At 61.3% G+C, this 17,110-nt stretch carries 13 protein-coding genes; 7 read left to right on the forward strand and 6 right to left on the reverse strand.

Translation table 11 applies throughout. The annotated features are described in order from the left end of the window. Window positions 1-20: 20 nt before the first annotated feature. Genes NN662_RS04700 through NN662_RS04725 form a run of 6 tightly spaced genes read left to right on the forward strand, consistent with a single transcriptional unit; the run spans window position 21 to window position 5,950 of the window. Window positions 21-818: an SDR family NAD(P)-dependent oxidoreductase gene (locus NN662_RS04700; protein WP_261929146.1), complete on the forward strand. Its 798-nt coding sequence runs from the start codon at window positions 21-23 to the stop codon at window positions 816-818. Window positions 819-858: 40 nt separating this feature from the next. Further along, on the forward strand, window positions 859-1,833 hold the full coding sequence (locus tag NN662_RS04705) for an ABC transporter permease (RefSeq protein ID WP_261929147.1): 975 nt from the start codon (window positions 859-861) through the stop codon (window positions 1,831-1,833). Window positions 1,834-1,843: 10 nt separating this feature from the next. Beyond that, window positions 1,844-2,848, forward strand: coding sequence for an ABC transporter permease (locus NN662_RS04710; protein ID WP_261929148.1), 1,005 nt, complete (start codon window positions 1,844-1,846; stop codon window positions 2,846-2,848). After that, entirely contained in the window at window positions 2,845-4,362 is a 1,518-nt protein-coding gene (locus tag NN662_RS04715) for a sugar ABC transporter ATP-binding protein (protein ID WP_261929149.1), read from the forward strand. The genes NN662_RS04710 and NN662_RS04715 overlap by 4 nt, the downstream gene beginning before the upstream one ends. Next, window positions 4,362-5,246, forward strand: coding sequence for an NAD(P)-dependent oxidoreductase (locus tag NN662_RS04720; protein ID WP_261929150.1), 885 nt, complete (start codon window positions 4,362-4,364; stop codon window positions 5,244-5,246). The genes NN662_RS04715 and NN662_RS04720 overlap by 1 nt, the downstream gene beginning before the upstream one ends. Further along, window positions 5,243-5,950: a ThuA domain-containing protein gene (locus tag NN662_RS04725; RefSeq protein ID WP_261929151.1), complete on the forward strand. Its 708-nt coding sequence runs from the start codon at window positions 5,243-5,245 to the stop codon at window positions 5,948-5,950. The genes NN662_RS04720 and NN662_RS04725 overlap by 4 nt, the downstream gene beginning before the upstream one ends. Window positions 5,951-6,312: 362 nt before the next feature. Here NN662_RS04725 and NN662_RS04730 read toward each other — a convergent pair whose 3' ends face one another. Next, complete coding sequence (locus NN662_RS04730) at window positions 6,313-8,235, reverse strand: autotransporter outer membrane beta-barrel domain-containing protein (RefSeq protein ID WP_261929152.1); 1,923 nt, start codon at window positions 8,233-8,235, stop codon at window positions 6,313-6,315. 149 nt (window positions 8,236-8,384) lie between these two features. After that, the gene (locus tag NN662_RS04735) at window positions 8,385-9,380 is read right to left on the reverse strand and encodes a helix-turn-helix domain-containing protein (protein ID WP_261929153.1); all 996 of its coding nucleotides are present in this window, start codon (window positions 9,378-9,380) and stop codon (window positions 8,385-8,387) included. Between the two features lie 169 nt (window positions 9,381-9,549). Here NN662_RS04735 and NN662_RS04740 point away from each other — a divergent pair, with 169 nt between their 5' ends. After that, window positions 9,550-10,767 (forward strand): hypothetical protein, encoded by a 1,218-nt coding sequence (locus tag NN662_RS04740; protein ID WP_261929154.1) that lies wholly within the window; start codon window positions 9,550-9,552, stop codon window positions 10,765-10,767. A 322-nt stretch (window positions 10,768-11,089) separates the two neighbouring features. Here NN662_RS04740 and NN662_RS04745 read toward each other — a convergent pair whose 3' ends face one another. From NN662_RS04745 to kdpB, 4 genes are read right to left on the reverse strand one after another with little or no spacing between them, the layout of a single operon-like run. Beyond that, the gene (locus tag NN662_RS04745) at window positions 11,090-11,791 is read right to left on the reverse strand and encodes a response regulator (RefSeq protein WP_261929155.1); all 702 of its coding nucleotides are present in this window, start codon (window positions 11,789-11,791) and stop codon (window positions 11,090-11,092) included. Further along, window positions 11,788-14,478 carry a sensor histidine kinase gene (locus NN662_RS04750; RefSeq protein WP_261929156.1) on the reverse strand — a complete coding sequence of 897 codons (2,691 nt, stop codon included), beginning with the start codon at window positions 14,476-14,478 and terminating at the stop codon, window positions 11,788-11,790. The genes NN662_RS04745 and NN662_RS04750 overlap by 4 nt, the downstream gene beginning before the upstream one ends. An 8-nt stretch (window positions 14,479-14,486) precedes the next feature. After that, window positions 14,487-15,056, reverse strand: a complete 570-nt coding sequence (gene kdpC, locus NN662_RS04755) for a potassium-transporting ATPase subunit KdpC (protein ID WP_261929157.1) — start codon at window positions 15,054-15,056, stop codon at window positions 14,487-14,489. A gap of 5 nt (window positions 15,057-15,061) precedes the next feature. Next, window positions 15,062-17,107 carry a potassium-transporting ATPase subunit KdpB gene (gene kdpB, locus NN662_RS04760; RefSeq protein WP_261929158.1) on the reverse strand — a complete coding sequence of 682 codons (2,046 nt, stop codon included), beginning with the start codon at window positions 17,105-17,107 and terminating at the stop codon, window positions 15,062-15,064. Between the last annotated feature and the right edge of the window lie 3 nt (window positions 17,108-17,110).

Below are 17,110 nucleotides of genomic sequence, written 5' to 3' on the forward strand. Positions count from 1 at the left end.
AAGAGAATTTGGAGGCGGTCATGGGACGTGTGTCCGGACGGTCATGCCTTGTCACAGGCGCAGCCCGAGGTATTGGTCGTGCGATCGGACGGGCGCTGCTCGAGGAAGGCGCCGATGTCTGCTTCGCCGACATCGATGAAGGTGGCGCGAGGCGGGCGGCCGAAGACGCTGCCGAATTGGCGCATAACGCGGGCGGCAAGGTTGCCTATTGCGGTGTAAACGTTACAGACCGGGCATCGGTGCAGGCCATGATAGCCCATGTCGCGGCAAGCTTCGGCAAGCTGGATGTCAGCTTCAACAATGCCGGCGTCAACAAGCCGATGAATTTCCTCGACGTGACCGAGGAGAACTGGAATTTCATCATGAATGTCAACGCTTTGGGATGCATGATCGGCATGCAGGAGGCGGCGCATCAGATGATCCGGCAGGCGACCGGCGGCAAGATCATCAACACGGCTTCGATTGCCAGCCGCCAGGGCTTCGACAATGTCGCCCCCTATTGCGCGAGCAAGTGGGCCGTGGTCTCGTTGACCCAGTCGGGGGCACGTGATCTGGCCAAGCACAACATCACCGTTACCGGCTTCGCACCGGGAGTTGTCGCCACGGAAATGTGGGAGGAAGTGGATCGCGACCTGATGAACATCGGCGCGGCGCAAAGGCCGGGGCAGGCGATGGAGGAATTCGCGTCCGGCATCTTGAAGGGCCGCGTTGCCAAGCCCGCCGACATCACCGGCACCACCACCTTTCTGGCATCGCCAGAAAGTGACTACATGACCGGACAGATCGTCATGATCGACGGTGGAATGACTCTGGTCTGAACGCTTGCTTGCGGACAGCGCCTGACTCTGGGAGGGGTCGATGGCACATCTTATGAAATCGGGCTTTGCCGCGCGCATTGCCCAGCAGGGCATCCTGATTGCCTTCATCCTGTTCATGATCGGCTTCACGATCGCCAATCCGCGGTTTCTAGAACTCGACAACGTCATGGGCGTCGTCCGGTCATCCGCTATTCTCGGCGTGATGGCACTCGGCGTAACGTTCGTCGTCATCAGCGGAAACCTCGATCTTTCGGTTGGATCGATGATGTCGTTTTCGACCATCGTCGTTCTCGATCTGCATGACAGGATCGGACCGGCACTCGCCATTCCGACAATGTTCATCATGACGCTGGCGCTGGGCGCCCTGATCGGCCTTCTGGTCGGCTATCTTCGCCTCAATTCGCTAATCGTCACGCTCGGTATGCTGTCTGCCATTCACGGGCTGACGCTGACCTACTCGGGCGGCAAGAACATGGACATAGCCGACAAGGAGGGGACGTGGTTTTCCGTCTTCGGCCAGGGAAGCGTCGCCGGCGTACCGGTGCCGATCTTGATCTTCGCCGCTTTGGGCATCGTGCTGGCCGTGGTCTTGGCGCGAACGCCATTCGGTCGAAAGGTCTACGCGGTCGGCGGAAACGGCGTGGCGGCGACATTTTCCGGCGTTCGCCGGGCGCGGGTGATCTTTTGTTGTTATCTGCTGTCGTCCTTTTGCGTGGCGACTGCCGGTCTCATTCAGGCCAGCCGGTCGCTCGGCAGCCAGAATACGGTCGGGCAGGGGCTGGAACTGGAGGTGCTGGCGGCGGTCATCCTCGGCGGCGCCTCGCTGCTCGGCGGTTCGGGAACCATCTTCAAGACCGTGATCGGCGTTCTGATCCTCGGCTTCATACAGAATGGACTGCTTCTCGTCGGACTGCACTTCTATGTCCAGTATGTGGTGACCTGGATCATCATCATCCTTGCTGTCTGGCTCGATATCGCGGCCAAGCGCGGCAAGCTCTGGTCGGCGATCGCGTAGGGAGAAGGCCATGTTTCAAGCAGGAACACTCAGCACGTTTCTCAAGCGCGGCGCCATTTGGGGCTTCATCATCCTTGAATTGGTGTTCTTCTCGGCAGCCGGCCATTTCCTTTCCCTGTCGGACAAGGCCTTCATGGATGTGGGCAACATGTTGCTTCTGTTCAAGCAGGCCGCACCGCTCGGCATCATCGCCGCCGGCATGACGATCATCATGATTAACGGCAATATCGATCTCTCGGTCGGCGCCACCTTTGCGCTGGCGGGTATCGTTCTGCTGGACAGCATGACCTGGCCGGTGTTCAGTGGGCTGGGGAACTGGGTTATCCCGATCTCCTGGCTTCTGGCCCTTGGCACCGGTGTGGCTCTCGGCGCACTGAACGGCCTCATCGTCTGGAAAACGGGCGTCGACGCCTTCATCGTCACGCTTGGGTCGATGCTCGGCTATCGCGGTCTCGTCTTCATGTACAACGGCGAGCAGCCCACATCGAACCTGAACTGGACGCTGGTGGACTTTGCCGAAGCGCGCTTGTTGGGCGTCCATACGGCGACATGGTTCCTGCTCGGCGTGACGGCGATCCTGTGGTTCGTCATGCGCCACACGGTGCACGGCCGCAATGCCTATGCGATCGGCGACAATCGCGAGGCAGCGGTCAATGCCGGGATCCGGGTAGGCCCGCATTTCCTGATCAATTTCATGATTATAGGCTTCCTCGCCGCACTTTCAGCCGTGGTCTTCTATTCGGAGTCGGGCTCCGTCAATCCCAATGACGGCGAGCTGTACGAATTGTGGGTAATCACTGCGGTCGTCCTTGGAGGAACCAAGCTGACCGGAGGTGCCGGATCGATCATCTCCACCTTCGGTGGCGTTCTCGCCATCGAGCTTCTGCGCAAGGGACTGGCCTACATCGGCACGAATACCGAAACGGTCAATCTGGTGATCGGCCTGATCCTGATCGCCGTCCTGTTTCTCGACAGGCAGCTGAACATCAAGGGCAAGGAGACGTTGAAGATATGAGCGAGGTTGCACCTGCCCTTCGGCTTGAGGGCATCATCAAGACATTTCCCGGGGTCCGTGCGCTTGACGACGTCTCCTTTGCCGTACTTCCGGGCGAGGTTCATGCCCTCATGGGGGAAAACGGCGCAGGAAAGTCGACCCTCATGAAGGTGCTCGGCGGCATTCACCAACCCGACGGCGGACGCATATTCGTCGGCGACAAGCCGGTGGTGATGAGTAATCCGCTGGAGGCAAAGTCGAAAGGCATCGTCTTCATCCATCAGGAACTCAGTCTGGCGGAAGAACTGACTGCGGCCGAGAACATCTATCTGGGCGAACTGCCGCGCAAATCCTTCGGCAGGGTGGACTGGCCAACACTGTTTGCCCGCACGGACGAAATCCTGAAACGCCTGAACGTGTCGTTCGATGCGAGAACCATTGTCGGGTCGCTTTCGATCGCCAATCAGCAGATGGTGGAGATCGCCCGGGCGCTCACAGTTGATGCCAAGGCGGTGATTTTCGACGAACCGACCGCATCGCTGACGGATGCGGAGAAGATCGTGCTCTTCGATGTGATTGCTGACCTGAAAGGCCGGGGCGTTGGCATTGTCTACATCTCTCACCGGATGGAGGAGATCTTCAAGATCACCGACCGGATCAGCGTGCTGCGTGACGGGGAGTTTCGCGGGACGCTGAAGACCGCCGAGACCAACGAGGACGAGGTCACGCAACTGATGATCGGACGGTCGCTCGACCTGACGCGCAATGCGATCCACCATCAACTGGGCGATGTCGCGCTCGAGGTGAGGGGGCTGTCCTGTGGCCGGCTCTTTTCCGATGTCAGCTTCACCGTGCGCAGCGGAGAGGTCGTGGGCTTTTACGGACTTGTCGGTGCCGGCCGCACGGAAATCGCCGAGACGCTGTTCGGATTGCGCGAGCCGAGCGCCGGTACGATCATCGTCGCGGGGGAGGAAACCGACATCCGCTCTCCGGCAGATGCGATTGCGAAAGGCATTTCTCTCGTGCCGGAGGACCGAAAGTCCCAGGGCCTGGTGCTCGGCATGAACTGCCGGGACAACATGACGCTGCCGCAAGTGGATGGTCTGACCGCAGGTCCGTTCGTGGCGGAGGGATTGGAAATCGCGATCTTCGATCAATACCGCGACCGCCTCGACATCCGCACACCGGGCTGGAAGCAACTCGTCGGCAATCTTTCCGGTGGTAACCAGCAGAAGATCGTCATCGCCAAGTGGCTGTCCATGCATCCCAATGTGCTGATCGTTGATGAGCCGACGCGCGGCATCGACGTCGGGTCGAAATCCGAAATTCACAATCTGATCCGAGATCTCGCCGCCCATGGCTACGCCGTCATCGTCATCAGCTCCGAAATGCCGGAGGTGCTGCACGTCAGCGATCGCATCATTGCGATGTACCAGGGCCGGATCATGAACACGTTTACCTCGGAGGACGTGACGGAAGACAATCTCATCCAGGCCATTTCGGGGATGAAGCCTGCGCAACAGGAGGTGGCCTGATGCGGATCGGCTTCGTCGGTCTTGGCCGCATGGGAACCCATATGGTCCGCAATCTCGCGCGTGCCGGCTTCGAGTTGGTCCTGTGGAACCGCACACGGGAAAAGGCTGAAGATCTCGCCAGATCGCTGGGAGCTGCCATCGCCGAAACGCCCGCATCGCTCGCTGCGGAGTGCGACGTGGTTATCACCATGCTTGCCGATGATGCTTCGTCGGAGCTCGTTCATTTCGGCAAGGACGGTCTCTTTTCGGCGCGACACCCCGATGGCGATTGTGCCCGCTATTTCATCGAAATGGGCACGATGAGCTCGAAGCATATCGAGGCGCTTGTCGAGGCAGCACCCCCGGGTGCCTTTGTGATAGACGCGCCTGTGTCCGGTGCGACGCAGGCCGCCGAAGCGGCACAGCTGACCATTATGGCGGGATGTGACGAGGCGGTCGCAGGGCCGCTCACGCCGATCTTCTCGGCCGTTGGCAACCGGACCATCTGCCTCGGCCGGGCCGGAGCCGGGGCTGCAATGAAGCTCGCCGTCAATTCGCTCATCCACGGCCTCAATCAGACACTGGCGGAAGCCCTGACACTTGCCGAGGCAGCGGGTATTCGGCCCGACACGGCATTCGACGTAATCGAAGCCAGCGCCGCCTGTGCGCCGATGCTCAAGTATCGACGAGCGCTCTACCTGAATGAAAGCGCTCACGAGGTGACGTTCACGGTCGCTCTGGCACGCAAGGACATGGCCGTTGCCGCTGAACTTGCACAGTCCCTCGGCATCGCCATGCCTCAAGGCAGGGTCACGCTATCAAAACTCATGGAAGCCGAAGCGGCGGGTTATGCGGCGCGAGATATGGCTTCGATCGTCAATTTCATGCGGGAGGAAAATCGATGAAGGCAGCCCTTTTCGTTGGTGGCTGGGAAGGCCATGCCCCGACGGATTTCGCAGACTGGTATTCGGCACTGCTGCGTGACAACGGCTTCACGGTTGACGTCTACGATACGCTGGAACCGCTGGAAAATCCGGAGATGCTGTCGGATGTCAATCTGATCACACCGATATGGTCTTCCGCGCGTTCGGGTCATCAGGAAGAGTTCGGCAACATGACCAAGCTCCAGGAGGATGGCCTCTTGAAGCTGATTGCCGCCGGTTGCGGTATCGCCGGCTGGCACGGCCATATGGGTGATGCTTTCCGCGACCGTCCGACCTATCATTTCCTGATCGGGGGCCAGTTCGTCGCCCATCCCCCCGGCTGGCCCGACAATCTGCAGCCTCGGGAAGACTACATCGACTACGATGTCACCATCTGCAGGCCCGACGATCCGATCGTCAAAGGCATACGCAGTTTCCGGCTGCGCTCCGAGCAGTATTACATGCTTGTCGATCCCTCCAACGAAGTGCTGGTCACCACGACATTTTCCGGTGACCATTTATGGTGGATCGAGGGCACAGTAATTCCCGTCGTTTGGAAGAGGCGGTGGGACCAGGGCCGAGTGTTTTATTGCTCGATTGGTCACGAACTGGATGACCTGCGGGTGCACCAGGTTACCGAAATCATCCGACGCGGCGCGCTGTGGGCGGCAAAGTCGCGCGACTGATCTGACGTGCAGGTTTGGTCAGCATGACCGCTAAAGCGCGGTTGATGTACGTCCGGTGGCATTGTCTTCACGGACTCTGCTGAAAGAGGGGATGTTGGAGTTGCGTGATGGACAAGCCGCTTGCCGGTTATCACCGTCACCACCTGTCGTTAAATCGCATAATTTCATGAATGCAGGCAGCGATCAGTATCCTGCAGCATAGCGAGTCCGTCAGCGCGTCTCATCTGTTTGCACTCTTGATGCCGAACTTGCATCTCCAAATTCTGGGTCTCGCGCCACTCACAAACAAACGTTTTCGAAACCTGCATTTCAAGTCTGGCGCGGTGCGCAGGGCCCAAGACTTGGGTGATAGGTGATCCGCATCAGAAGCCGACTTTGACCCCGCCCTTGGCTGACCACCACCAACTGTCGTCGCTATAGAATGCCAGCCTGCCGCCGCCATAAACACTGAAACTGTCGGTCACATTCAGTTCTGCAGACACTTCGAAGGTGCCGCCGGTCACGGCCCGATCGGCAAAGGCTGACGTGGTGAAAGCAGTATTGACCAACGTGGCGTCGTAGCGCGGGTCACCGAGGTTGAGGCTTTCGACCAGCGTGGCGGAAAGGTCGAAGCGAAGGTTCATGCCATTTTCGAAAGTGTGCGCCTTGCCGAGCCGGACTTCGAGGCTGCCCTCGACCACATGCGACGACCGGTCGTCATAGCTGACATTCTGCACGGAACCGGTCTCGGTATAGCCGTCGAGCCAGGTGCCGACATAGCGCAGTCGGGCGCCCGGGGTGAGTGACCAGCCGTCGGACAGCGCCAGCCTGCGGCTGACGGCGAGTTCGGGGGCGATGTACCAGCCGTCATAGGAGCCGGTCGCGGCATTGTCGCCGCCGCTGACGTCACGGGTCGTCTCCGCCCGCAAACCGCCGGCGATGAGCAACGCATCGATATCATAGGCGCCATGCTGCCCGCCGTAATAGGCGCCCGCGAAGGCGTTGTCGGCATCGACCGATCCGGTGCCGGCGGGCCCGTCATTGGACAATTGCCCGATGCCGCCAAGGAAGCCGGCGCGTATCACTCCCTCACGTATTTCGTAGCCCGTCACCAGACCGGCGTGGGCGGTGTCGGTGAGGTTTGCTCGGTCGCGCCCACCGCCGCCGTAACCGCTGAGCCAGAAGAAGCGGGACGGTTCGTATGACGAGGCGCCAACCACGTTAGTGACGGCAGCCGCCGCGCCGGTCAGTGTTGGCGCCGATGCATAGGCGAGCGCTGCGTTGCCGTTTGGAGTGCCGCCTTGCGGCGCGATGCCGCCGACGATGTCGCTGATTGCGCCGATCTGCCGGCCGATGGCGCCGGGCAGTGCCGAGGCTCCGTTGGACTGAACCACATCGAGCACCGCCTCGTTTGCCGGATCACCGGTGACGACGAGACTCTGGAAGCGGTTGTGGAGGGTGACGTCGTTGGCGTCCTCGGCAAACCCTTGCACCGCCATCGTGTAGCTGCCTGGGGCGAAGTGAATGGTGTTGTTCGAAGTATTCACGAAATTGACCGAAGACCCGAAGCTGGCGCCCGGCTCGATGTAAAGCGTGTTGCCGCCGGTCAGAAAGACCAAATTCTCGATATGGCCGGACTGGTAGAGTTCGATCGCTTCGCCCGAGGTGCCGAGCGCGAAGATATAACCCGTGTTCAACATCCGCGCCGGAGCATGGAGGGTGACGAAACTTTCCATCCGCCCGTGATTTTCGATGATTACGTCTCCTCTTCCGCGGACATCAAGCGAGGACCCGTTACCCTTGAGCACGCCCGTTTCGGTGTTAAGCAGGTAGAAATTCTCACCGTCCACGATCTGGATCGCTCCATACTCGCCGTCGATCGTGCCGCTGTTGATCAGATCAAAATCAAGTGAACGGCGGACGGCGATCCCGCTGTCCGACTCGGAATCGATCGTGCCTGCGTTATACAGACCGAAATACCAGGAATCGAAGACGCTGATACCGGCAGCATTTCCCGTCATCGTACCTTCGTTGACGAACGAGAAGTCGAACCCGTCAAGAACATCCAGCGCGCCGTAAGCCCCGTAGGTGTTGTCGTTCAGTTCGCCCCGGTTGACAATGTCGAACAGCGACCGACCGTCAGCAAAGACGCTGTGCACGGTACCCGGTGCGAGGTCGTAGAAGCACATATCGTCGACGGTGATCAGGCCGGACGTGGGGACGCTGCACGCGGCATGCGCGGTCTGCGGCAGGATGATCGCGACGACGATGGCCGCGGCGGAGGTGGAGGGGCGGACGGCTTTCACTGGCATGCTCCGGGTACAGAACGGACGTCCCGGTCAGATACCCGTCATTGCGTCTCAACCGTTATCGAATCCGTCTCACCATCGGGAGGGTTCTTGCGCCTGCGTCTCAATTGCCGCGTTGGCAGCTTGTGGCAGGGCGCTTGCAGCGTTCAGAGGTTGGCGAGCCAGCCCGGAAAGAGCCGTCCGTCGGCGGCCGGTTTCACCGCACTGGTCCAGCCACGATCAGCCACGACCGCCGCCCGGTATTCGCTCGGCGTATAGCCGTGATGGGCCTTGAAGCTGCGGGTGAACTGGGCGTCGCTCGAAAAGCAGAACTGGTGGGCGATGTCGCCGATGCGCACTCCGCTTTCGAGATCGGCGATGGCGCGGGCCGCAGCCTTCATTCGAGCTTCCCGGATTACCCTGGCCACACCGCCCGCCGGCTCGAATATCCGATAGAGTGTTGAACGCGACACGCCGATCTCGCGTGCCAGCATGTCGGGCGTCAGTCGTGGCGAGGCCAGCCGGTCGTCGATGATCTGCCGGGCCCGCGAGAGAAGTGCCAGTTCGAAATCGCCCTGCGCCTCCTTCGACACGTGACCGGCCGAGGGCGCCAGACAGGTGGTGACGAGTGAAGGAGTCAGGGCAGCAACCCCTTCGGGAATCGGTCCATGGAGATCGCCGCCGTGACGCATGATCGAGACGAGATGATCGCCGAGAAAGAGTGCGCCGCCGTGAAATAGCGGCGTTTGGTGAAGACGCGCAAGCGCGTCTGCGTGCGATCCGAAAATGCGCCGGGGCAGCACTACCGAGACATTGTGCTCCGGTGTGAGATTGCGTTCGGAGACCTGACCGAGATCGATGATGAGGACGCTGCGCGTCCTTCCACCTTCGCCCGGTGGGCGATCGAGGTCGACGCGGATCATCAGGTGATCGATGAAATCACGCACGATACGCCGGCGGCTGCGCTCGTAGACGAATTCGTGTGTCTGCATGGCGCTGACCAGCATCGTTCCCATGTTGAGGCTCTCGATGCTGGCCGAAAAGCGCGTCGCCTCCTCCCTGTCTGGAGCGCCCATGTCGAACATCGAACCGATACGAAGGCTGAACGCCTCGAACCGATCGCCCGGAGCGAAATGGCTGGTGGAGAAGTTCTGTACTTTCAAGGGTCGGCCGTCTCGTTCATGACCATGATTGATGACGATTTGTGAGGAAGCAAACTTCGCAGATTGAGACAAATAAGCAAGAGCGGCTGCCCTGGATGACACGCGGAGAATAACGCTGGATTGATGGGCTCGGATAGATGTGCGGGATGATCAGCTTTCGGAGAATGGTATGGAAACCCCGAGGTCGACGATACCCATCCGCGTGGCCATCGCCGGCGGCGCATGCATAGCCCTCCTGACGGTCGCCGGCTTCTCTGTTGCGCAGTCAGGTGTCGGAGCCGAATGTGACAGGCTGGCCGCCAGCCCCAACGACCGGATGTTCGGTGCGAGGGGCGTGGAGCATATGGCAATCGATGCGGTTCCCGCCCGGGAGGCCTGCCTGGCTGCCCGCGAGGCCAAGCCCGACGAACCGCGCTACGCTTTCCAGCTCGGGCGCGCCGAACAGCGGCTCGACAATTTCTCTGATGCGCGCCAGCTCTTCGAGGAAGCGTCGAAAGGGGGGTACAAGCTTGCCGATGTCGCTCTCGGTATTCTCTACGAGCACGGGCTCGGTGTCGACGCTGACGTGAGCAAGGCCCGTGACCATTACAAGGTGGCAGCTGACGCCGGGATTGGCGTTGGATTGAACAACCTTGCCAGTTTCTATCTCGATGGTATCGCGGCCCCTGCCGATCCGGTTCGCGCGGCCGATCTATACCGTCAGGCAGTCGCCGCCGGCTACACCGCTGCGGCAGGCGGCCTAGCCTCTGCGTTGCACGACGCATGGAGGGAGGGCGACGATCCGAAGGAGGTCGTGAACGCCTACATCCAGGCGGCAGACCACGATATCGGCTATGCGCATACCGTGCTCGGTCATTTCTACCGGGACGGATCCTTTGGCCTGCCGGTCGATCCGCTCGCGGCCATGTCGCACTACCGCGAAGGCATGCAACTCGGCGACGACTGGGGCTCCTACTATCTTGCCCAAATGCTGGCCTTTTCCGGTCCCCGCCGGTCGGAGAACCTGGCCGAGGCCGAGGCGATGCTGCGTAGGCTGAAAGAGGTGGAAGAGGACGGTCCGATGAAGGCCCAGGCAACGGCGGAGCTTGGGCGTCTGTTGGCCAGCCGCGGCGACTTGAAGGGCGCCGCGGCGCTGATCGACAACGCGTTGGCGATGGAACCGGAAAACAGCGCGGTGCTGGCCGCCCATGCGCGTCTCCTCGCCCGCGCCCTCGATTTCGAGGGTGCCGACCGTGCGCTGGCCGAGGCGATTGAAGGCGATCCCGACTGGGCGCCCTATCTCGCCCAGCGGGCAGAAGTGCAGGAAAGCTTGGGCGATAAGGGGGAGGCCAAAGCCTTGCGTATCAAGGCCAGTGAGGCCGCTGCGGGGCAAGTGTTCTTACGATGATCATGGTTTGACGAGGTCCCGCTCGGCGGTAGAGAGCGTTTAAATTCGGCGTATCAAATGCCAGCCTATTCCGCGGCAAGCTCTCGTCTGGCTCGCGGCATCGGATCTCGCCGCGCTTGATCGCGGCGAAAACCTCACGTTAGGGAGCGCGCGAACCTGAAAACGCGGATCATAACCGCAAGCAGGGCAGTCTCTTCGTGAAATTGAGTTACGCCCTTCGATGACATCTCTTCGCCAGAGTTGATAGTGGCTTATCCTTGCCTGCCTTGGTCCCGATCTGGGTTCGTCAGACAACCATCCATTCGTGCTCTAGTCCGATCCGTCACGAGCCGCCTTGATCGCTTTCCGCAAAACGGTAACCCACGCCCGGTTCGGTCCGGATGATCCACGGTTCTCCCGGATTGCGTTCGATTTTCTGGCGGAGTTGACCAATGAAGACGCGGAGGTACTGGAGGTCTTCTTCATGCGCTGGCCCCCAGACGGAGGTCAGCAGCGTCCGGTGGGTGACGACCCGGCCGGCATGCCTGGCCAGAAGAACGAGAAGATCGTATTCCTTGGGCGTGAGCCTGATTGCCATGCCGTCACGCATAACGACGCGCCGCAATGTGTCGATCTCCAGACCGTCAATCTCGATATGCGTGGCAGTCGTGCTTGTGCGGCTCTTGTGCCGAAGTGCTGTGCGGATGCGCGCCGCCAGTTCGCCGATACCGAATGGCTTTTCGACATAGTCATCGGCGCCCAGATCGAGGGCAGCGATCTTCTCGCTTTCGCGTTCACGGGCGGACAGGATGATGATCGGGATGTCCGACCATCCGCGCAACTGGGCGACAACATCCTTGCCGTCCATGTCGGGAAGCCCGAGATCGAGGATAATGACATCCGGGGCAGCGGTTGCCGCTGCCTTCAATGCCTCCGCGCCCGTGCTTGCCTGGAGCACGTCGTAGCCGGCGGCATTGAGAGCGGGCCTGAGGAAGCGCTGGATCTGCGGTTCATCGTCGACGACAAGGATGCGATCGAGGGTCATGGCGTCGTCCCGTCGCCGGAGGCGGTCTTCAGCGGGAACCTCATGACTATGCGTGTACCTTTCTTCTTAAGTGCCGGACTTTCGGCCCTGATCGTCCCACCCATCGCCTCGACAAAGCCGCGCGCAATGGACAGGCCCAGTCCGGTCCCAGGTGCGCGACCATCGGCCTTGCCGCGACGATAGAACTTTTCGAAAACGCGTTCGAGGTCTTCCGGGGGAATTCCCTTTCCAAGATCCGTGACGGAAATCAGGACTGCATCGCCATCGCGGCGGGCGTAAACGTTGATCGGTTCGCTGCCGCCATATTTGACGGCATTGTCCAGGAGATTGAACAGGATTTGGCCCATGAGCACGCTGTCGCCCTCGATCAGCGGCAGATCGGTGGCGATGCCCGTCTCTATGACCCGTCCCGGGAAATATCGCCTGATGCGCTCGACCGCCGAGCGGACGACATCCGCGACGTCGATCCAGTCGCGTGCAGTTCTTAGGCCGCCCGCCTCGATGCGGCTCATGTCCAGGAGGTTGGCGACGAAACGCGATAGCCGGTCGCTTTCCTGCTCGATCGATTGCAGGAGATCATCGCGGCTCGCCGGCGGCATCCTTTCTCCGAACTCCCTCAGGCTGCTCACTGCCCCCGTTATCGTCGCCAGCGGCGTCTTCAGATCGTGCGAGATCGACGACAGGAGAGCATCCCTGTAGCGCTCCCCCTCCAGCCGCGCAGCCTGTTCCAGGCTCTCCCTCGACAGACGTGCCCTATCGATCGCAATCGCGGTCTGATCGATGATCGCCATCAGATTGCGTTCCTCGGAAGAGGTCATCGGCTCGCCGGCAAGCTCGATGCCGCAGACACCGACAGAGCCGTGGGGGCTCATCAGCGGCCTGAACTGAAACTGGCTGTTGGGAAGTGTGCCCGTACCGCTTCCGGCCGGCTCCTGTTTTTCCTGTGCCCATCGCGCCGCGGTCATGTCGGTGACGTTCGCCTCGGTATCGGGCGGCCAGGCCGCCATGATCTGCAGGTCTCCTTCCTTGGGCAGAAAAACGATGACATTGCGCCGCAAGGTGGCCTGCAATTGCGTGACGGCGGCCCAGAGGACCTCGTCGTCCTTGGCGGTGCCGGAGAGTTTGCGTGAAAAATCATAGAGCGCCTGCGTTGCCGCGGCTCTGCTGCGCGCAGCTTTCGCCTGGTCTCGGATGCGCGCCGCCAGGCTGCCACCCAGCAGGGCAACCCCGAGATAAGCAAAGAGAGCGAATACTTCCGAAGGTTCCGCGACGGTGAAGGTGTAGCGCGGCTCGATGAAGAAGAAGTTGTAGGCCAGCGTCGATAGTGCCGAGGCAAACAGTGCGGCACCCAATCCGGCATAGGCTGCGGCACCAAGGACGGCCATCAGGAACACGATCGACAGGTTGGGCAGATGAACGATCGTGTCCAGGGCCGAGCCGATGATCGTGGCCGCGCCGACTGCCAGCGTGCCGAGAAGGAGCGTGCGCTTTATCTCCGACCAGCCAGGCATCAAGGTGCTGACCCTTGCCATCGCCGGCTCGCCTTCTCCGGTGATGACATGAAGGGCAGGACCGTTCGCCCGCTCGCCAAGGGCAGCCTGAAGCGACTGTCCGCGCCATGGGCGCCAGGGCATCTTGCGCGTCGCTCCTATGACGATCTGCGTGGCGTGTTGGCGCGCTGCAAAGCTCAGTATCTCTTCAACAAAGTCGTTGCCACTGAGCCTCTGCACTTCGGCCCCCAGCTGCTCGGCGAGTTTCAGTGTCTGATCGACCCGCCTTAGCGCCTCCGGGCTTTCTCGGTCCATATCCGGCCGCTCGACATGAACGGCGACCCATGACGCATTCAACCCTGACGCCAATCGTCCTGCGGCACGCACAGCGGTTTCCGACAGGGTGTCCGCCCCGACGCACACGACAAGTCGTTCACCGCTGGCCCAGGGACCGTAAATCGCATTCTGCTTCAGATAATCGACAACCTGATCGTCGACACGATCGGCAGTGCGACGCAATGCCAGTTCACGCAGCGCCGTAAGGTTGCCGATCCTGAAGAAGCGGTCGACGGCACGGGTCGCACTTTCAGGCAGGTACACCTTGCCTTGCTTCAAGCGCTCGACGAGCTCGGAGGGCGAAAGATCGACAAGCAATACCTCGTCCGCGTTGGCAAGCACCTTATCCGGTACGCGTTCCCGGATGGTAACGCCGGTAATCTGTGTCACGAGATCGGAGAGGCTTTCCAGATGCTGGATGTTCATCGCCGTCCATACGTCTATTCCCTCACTCAGCAGCTCCTCGATGTCCTGGTAGCGCTTGGGATGCCGGCTGCCCTCCGGATTGCTGTGGGCGAGTTCGTCAACGATGACGACACCCGGCCTGCGCTTCAGCGTGCCGTCAAGGTCGAACTCATGCAGAAGGCGTTCCCGGTACTCGACGGCGACCCTTGGCAACAACTTGAGCCCGTCGAGAAGTGCCGCCGTCTCGTCACGGCCATGGGTCTCGACCAAACCGACGACGATGTCGGCACCGGCATCCCGCAGCCGCCTTGCCTTCTGAAGCATGGCGTAGGTCTTCCCGACACCGGGCGCCGCGCCCACGAAAATCGTCAGCTTGCCCCGGCGTTGCTTCTCCGCAAGGGCAAGCAGGGCGTCCGGATCGGGGCGCCGGTTCGGATCTAGGTCGGGTATTCCCATGCCGTCCTTCAGGTCTTCAATGCATCAAGTGCAAGATTGAGTTCTAGCACATTCACGCGTGGCTCACCGATGAATCCGAGCCATCTCCCGCTGGTATGAGTTTCGACGAGGCGATCGAGATCGGCCTGTTCAATCCCTCTCGTCTTTGCCACGCGGGAGACCTGCGCACGGGCGAAATCCGGCGAAATGTCAGGGTCCAAGCCTGAGCCGGATGCCATGACGGCATCTGCGGGCAGGGGTGCCCTCATCCCGGTGCCTGAAAGCCGCGTGATGTCGGCTGTCACTCGCGATCGGAGACTGGCCGATGTGGGACCGTAGTTTGAGCCGCCGGACGCATCTGCGTTGTAGGGAACGGATGCTGTAGCCGATGGCCGCGGCCAGAAATAGCCGTCAGAATTGAAGCTCTGACCGATCAAGCGGGAGCCGATGACATGACCATCCCTCAAGATCAGGCTGCCGTTGGCCTTTGCCGGCGCGATCGCCTGCGCGACGCCGGTGATCGCCAGGGGATAGGCAATGCCGGTCAACGCAGTCATCAGGACAACAATCGAAAATGCGGGGCGAAGATGCTTGAGCATGGGACCTACACCAGGTTCAGGAAGACAATGGCGAAATCGATGATCTTGATGCCCGCAAAGGGCAAGACGAGCCCGCCAAGGCCGTACAGGAGGAGATTGCGGCGCAGGAGCACATCGGCTCCCGCTGGCCGATAAGAGATCCCTTTCAGCGCCAGCGGAATGAGCGCGATGATGATCAGCGCGTTGAAAATGACCGCTGAGAGGATCGCCGATTTCGGCGAGCCGAGCGCCATGATGTTGAGCAGGCCCAGCTGCGGATAGGTGACGACGAACAGCGCCGGAATGATGGCGAAATATTTGGCCACGTCGTTGGCGATGGAGAAGGTCGTCAGGGCCCCCCTCGTCATCAGGAGCTGTTTTCCGATCTCGACAATCTCGATGAGCTTTGTCGGGCTCGAATCGAGATCGACCATGTTGGCGGCCTCGCGGGCAGCCTGGGTTCCCGTCTGCATGGCAACACCGACATCGGCTTGGGCAAGAGCCGGCGCGTCGTTGGTGCCGTCGCCGCACATGGCGACCAGCCTGCCTTCCGCCTGCTGGGTGCGGATATAGGCGAGCTTGTCCTCCGGTTTGGCCTCGGCGAGGAAATCGTCGACCCCGGCCTCCGAAGCGATGGCGGCGGCGGTAACCGGGTTGTCGCCGGTGACCATAACCGTGCGGATGCCCATGGCGCGCAGTTCCGCAAAGCGTTCCTTGATGCCCGGCTTCACAACGTCTTTGAGGTGGATGACGCCAAGCAGCCTGTCTCCATCGGCGACGGCCAGCGGCGTGCCGCCGGTGCGGGCAACCTTCTCGACGGCCTGCCTGAAGGCCAAGGGGCCGCCGCTTTCGACTACGCCGGCGAAACGCAAGATGGAATCGACTGCACCCTTGCGCAGACGGCGATCGCCGATGTCGCATCCGGAAAGTCGTGTTTCAGCCGCGAAGGGAACAATCGCATCGGCGATCAGATCGGGCGTGGCAATCCCGTACGTGCCGCTGGCAAGCGCGACGATGGAACGTCCCTCCGGCGTCTCGTCGGCAAGGCTTGCGAGAAGGGCGGCCTCGGCCAGTTCGTGTGGCTCGACGCCGGGTGCGGGCAGAAAGTCCGACGCCATGCGGTTGCCGTAGGTGATCGTCCCAGTCTTGTCGAGAAGCAGAGTGTCGACATCGCCTGCCGCCTCCACTGCGCGGCCTGAAGTGGCGATGACGTTGAAACGCACCAGCCGATCCATGCCGGCAATGCCGATCGCCGAAAGAAGCCCGCCGATGGTCGTCGGGATGAGCGTGACGAGCAGGGCCGCCAGAACGGTTACGGACACGACCGTTCCCGAGTAGCCGGCCAGCCCCCAGACGCATACGACGACGATCAGGAAGACCAAGGTCAGGCCGGAGAGCAGAATGGAGAGCGCAATCTCATTGGGCGTCTTCTGGCGTTCGGCCCCCTCGATCAGTGCAATCATGCGATCAACGAAACTCGACCCCGGTTGAACGGTGATCTTGACCTTGATCCAGTCTGAAAGGACCTGCGTTCTGCCCGTCACCGCGGAGCGGTCGCCGCCGGATTCGCGGATCACGGGGGCGGATTCGCCCGTGATCGCACTTTCGTTGACGGAAGCAATTCCCTCGATCACCTCGCCGTCGCCGGGGATCAGCTCCCCCGCTTTCACAAGGACGAGGTCGCCGAGCCTAAGCTTCTCGGCTGCAATGGACTCCGTGGTCCCGTCGGCCTTCAGACGGTGAGCGACGAGTTCTGACTTTGCCTGCCGCAGGCTTTCTGCCTGGGCGCGGCCGCGTCCTTCCGCAACCGCTTCGGCAAAGGTTGCGAAAAGCACGGTGAACCAGAGCCAGGCGGCTATCTGCCCGGAGAAGATTGCCTCGGCGGCATGGGAGATCAGGTCGTTGATGAAGATGAAGCTCACGAAGCCGGCGACGACTTCCGTGACGAAGATGACCGGGTTGCGGACGAGACGTCGCGGGTCGAGCTTCCTCACGGCATCTCTTGCCGCCGGCGCGAGGATCGCCGGGTCGAAGAGACTGGGAGCATGGGGCTGGTGCGATAGGGTGGACATGTG

The organism is Rhizobium sp. NRK18 (assembly GCF_024385575.1).
Classification (GTDB): domain Bacteria; phylum Pseudomonadota; class Alphaproteobacteria; order Rhizobiales; family Rhizobiaceae; genus JANFMV01.